Below are 3,594 nucleotides of genomic sequence, written 5' to 3' on the forward strand. Positions count from 1 at the left end.
TTCAGGAGCCCGCGCCACCAGAGCAGCGCCGGGACCGCCATCAGCGCGGCGAAGAGGATCGCCGACCCGAAGTAGCCGAGGTGCAGGTTCATCGCCGATCGGCCGCCCCGCCCCGTCGCCACCGCGACCCCCGCGCCCGGTGGCGGCGGCCCCGCGGTCGCACCGGGAGGCGGCGAGCGTCGCCTACCGCGAGCGCCACCAGCCCCCGTCGACGAGGTCGCGGTGCACGACGATCGCCCGGCCGCGGGCCGTGACCACCTCCCACATCCGCCGCCGCATGGGGCGCTCCGTCCACCAGCGGTCCTCGAGCAGCCAGGTCTCCACCACCCCGTCGACCGCCTCGCCGTCGACCGTCAGCGGACGGCCGTCCGGCGCCGCGCGGACGACCGCCGGCCGTGGCTCGCCCAGCCGACGGATCGTGCCGGGCGGGCCCGGAGGGCGTCGCTGGGATCCGGAGGACACGAACGCATGTTCGCACGCCCGGGGGCGGAGCACGCCGGGACGCGCGGAGCCCCCGAGCGCGAGCGCAACGCGGCGACCACCGGGGTGCCGGCGCGCCACCCTCCTCCCCGCTCCCCGCCCGGGAACGCCCGCGGACGCGGTACGGACGAACGAGTCCCCGGGACCCGGATCCGCAGGCGGGGCGGGGCCTCGCGGCCCCCGGCGCCGGCACCGCGATTCACGGCACCTTCACCCCGTGATTACATCGAGCCCTCATGGCGCGCCTCACGAAGGTCTTCACGGGCCGCGACACGCGGTACTTCGAGCTGTTCGAGGAGGCGTCGCAGAACGCGGTCAAGGCCGCGGAGCTGCTCGCCCACTTCATGCACGAGCTGCCCGACGCCCCCGAGGTGGCCCGGGAGATCAGCGCCGTGGAGAGCGACACCGATCGCATCATCCACGACATCATCAGCCACCTGAACCAGACGTTCGTCACGCCGATCGAGCGCGAGGACATCCTGGAGCTGGCGTCCGCGCTGGACGACATCGTCGACCTCATCGACGAGGCCGCGGACCTGATCCTGCTCTACAAGGTCGAGGCACCGATGGAGCAGGCTCACGGCCTCTGCTCGATCCTCGTCGAGGCGACCAAGGCGCTGGCCGCCGGCATGCCGCGGCTGCGGGACTTCGGCGACATCCGCCACTACACCGTCGAGGTCAACCGCCTGGAGAACGACGGCGACCGGCTCTCGCGCGCCGCGATCGCCGGGCTCTTCGACGGCGGCATCGATCCGATGGTCGTCATCCGCTGGAAGGACATCTTCGAGCGACTCGAGGACGGGATCGACTCGTGCGAGCGGGTCGCGAACATCCTCGAGGGCATCGTCATCAAGAACCGCTAGAGCGCACTCCTCCGGCTTCTCGCTCGCGTACCCGGCTGCCCCATGGCCTCCGACCTCCTCCTCGTCATCGTCGTCGTCGCCGCCCTGGCGTTCGACTTCACCAACGGCTTCCACGACACCGCCAACGTCGTCGCGACGTCGATCTCCACCCGCGCGCTGCCGCCGCGGCTGGCGATCCTGATCGCGGCCGTCCTGAACTTCGTCGGCGCGTTCCTCTCCCTGAAGGTCGCCGCGACGATCGCGGGAGGCATCGTCGACTCCGGGTCGATCACGCTCCAGGTGGTCTTCGCCGGCCTCGTCGGGGCGATCGCCTGGAACCTGCTGACGTGGTGGCTGGGCCTGCCGTCCAGCTCCTCGCACGCCCTGATCGGTGGCGTCGTCGGCGCGATGCTCGTCGCGCACGGCCCCGACGCGATCAACGGCGAGGGCCTGCTCGGCAAGGTCGTCATCCCGGCGCTCGTCGCCCCCGTCCTCGCCTTCGGCGTCGCGGGCGTGGCGATCCTCTGCATCTACCGGATCGTCGGCCGCCAGCGACCGGGTCCGACCGCCCGCGGCTTCCGCCTGGGCCAGATCGCCTCCGGGTCCCTGCTGGCGCTCGCCCACGGCACCAACGACGCGCAGAAGACGATGGGCATCATCACGCTCGCCCTCGTCGCCCACGGCTCGTTGAACGGCGCGAGCCCCGACGTCCCGTTCTGGGTCGTCATCTGCTCGGCGTCGGCGATCGCCCTGGGGACCTACTCCGGCGGCTGGCGGATCATCCGCACGATGGGCTCGAAGATCATCAAGATGGACGCCGCCCAGGGCTTCGCGGCCCAGGGCTCCGGCGCCGCCGTGATCCTCGCCGCGACCCACGTCGGCTTCCCGCTCTCCACCACGCACGTGATCTCCGGCGGCGTCGTCGGCGCCGGCGCCGCCAAGCGCCTGTCCGCCGTCAAGTGGGGCGTCGCGGGCAACATGGCCGTCGCCTGGGTGCTGACGATCCCCGCCGCGGGCCTGACCGGCGGCGCGGCCTACGGGATCTCGCACCTCGCCGGCGGCGGCACGCGCGGCCCGATCGCCGTCTGCGTCGTCATCGCGATCCTCGTGGGCTTCCTGCTGCGCTCGCGCCGCACCCGCACCCCGCCGCCGCTCGCCGAGGCCGGCGCATGAGGGCCGTCGCGCCGGTCGCCGAGATCGCCTGGAGCGACCTCGGCGAGGTGATCGTCGTCGGCGCGATCGCCGGCATCGGCCTCGCGATCGCGTTCGCGTTCCTCGTCCGCGGCGTGATCCAGGCCGGATCCGCGCGCCGCGAGGGCCGCGGCTCCGCGGTCCTGCCCAACGTCCTGCTGGCCAGCGTGTCCGGCCTGGTCTGCCTCGCGGCCGTGGTCTTCGCGGTCTACGAGATGATCAACGGCTGACGGCCCGCAGGCCGCGAGGCGGGCGTCCGTCGCCACCTCGTCCGACGCAGGAACTCGTGTCGCCCCGCCGCACGACCCCGCCCGGCGTCCGACGGGGCCTACGCCTCGAACGGCGTGAGGGCCATCCGCCGCTCCGCCACCCGCGACTCCGGGTCGATGCCCACGACCCGCAGCGCGCCCTCCGGGCCCGCGACCTCGCGGACCTGGCGGACCGCCTCCTGCAGCCGCGCCCGGCGGATCGCGGCGTCCTCCTCCAGCAGCGGGCGGTCCGCGGGGACCGGCGTGCCGAAGCCGTCCACCCGCAGCGCCAGGCGCTCGGCCGGCGACGGCAGCAGCGCCAGCCGCGGCCCGAGCGCCAGGCGGATCCGGGTCGCGTCGCTCATCGCCTCGCGCAGGACGACCCGCTCCTGCCACGTCCCCCGCTCGACCAGCGAGGCCTGCAGCAGCAGCGAGCGCACCGGCCGGTGGCGGCGGCCGGGGTCGGCGAGGACGCGGTCGATCAGGAGGCCCAGGGCGTGGCCGAGCTGCTCGCCCGACGCGGCCTCGGGCAGCAGGAGGTCGGCCTGCAGGCGGACGGTCGGATCCCGCGGGCGCAGCGGGGCCTCGCGCCCGTGGAGGAGCTCGTGCGCGTCGAGGCCGAGCCGGCCGAAGCGCGCGCCGACGGTGCCCGCGGGCAGGTCGCGCAGCTCGCCCAGCGTGGTGATCCCCAGGCGCTCCAGCGTGGGGACCAGGCGCGCGAACCCCGGGCGCTGGCCGAGCGCCGCGACGGGCTCGCCCGCCAGCACGCCCAGGTCGACGGGCTGCCCCGCCGCCGGCGTCGCGATCACCACCGGCCGGCGGACCCGGGCCCG

General features: G+C 74.7%; 4 protein-coding genes and 1 pseudogene. 3 read left to right on the plus strand and 2 right to left on the minus strand.

Features of this window, described 5'->3' with window-relative positions; translation table 11 throughout:
- Window positions 1-183: 183 nt before the first annotated feature.
- Window positions 184-462: a hypothetical protein gene (locus tag AB0L40_RS27235; RefSeq protein ID WP_364361859.1), complete on the minus strand. Its 279-nt coding sequence runs from the start codon at window positions 460-462 to the stop codon at window positions 184-186.
- A 254-nt stretch (window positions 463-716) separates the two neighbouring features.
- Here AB0L40_RS27235 and AB0L40_RS27240 point away from each other — a divergent pair, with 254 nt between their 5' ends.
- Genes AB0L40_RS27240 through AB0L40_RS27250 form a run of 3 tightly spaced genes read left to right on the plus strand, consistent with a single transcriptional unit; the run spans window position 717 to window position 2,743 of the window.
- Window positions 717-1,343, plus strand: coding sequence for a DUF47 family protein (locus tag AB0L40_RS27240; protein WP_364361861.1), 627 nt, complete (start codon window positions 717-719; stop codon window positions 1,341-1,343).
- A 42-nt stretch (window positions 1,344-1,385) separates the two neighbouring features.
- Complete coding sequence (locus tag AB0L40_RS27245; protein ID WP_364361863.1) at window positions 1,386-2,495, plus strand: inorganic phosphate transporter; 1,110 nt, start codon at window positions 1,386-1,388, stop codon at window positions 2,493-2,495.
- Entirely contained in the window at window positions 2,492-2,743 is a 252-nt protein-coding gene (locus AB0L40_RS27250) for a hypothetical protein (protein WP_364361865.1), read from the plus strand. Before AB0L40_RS27245 ends, AB0L40_RS27250 begins: the two co-directional genes overlap by 4 nt.
- A gap of 98 nt (window positions 2,744-2,841) precedes the next feature.
- Here the strand turns inward: AB0L40_RS27250 and AB0L40_RS27255 are convergent.
- Window positions 2,842-3,594 (minus strand): annotated as a pseudogene (locus tag AB0L40_RS27255) (hypothetical protein); the annotation flags it as partial.

Origin of the sequence: Patulibacter sp. NPDC049589, from assembly GCF_040675535.1 — a bacterium.
Lineage (GTDB): Bacteria > Actinomycetota > Thermoleophilia > Solirubrobacterales > Solirubrobacteraceae > Patulibacter.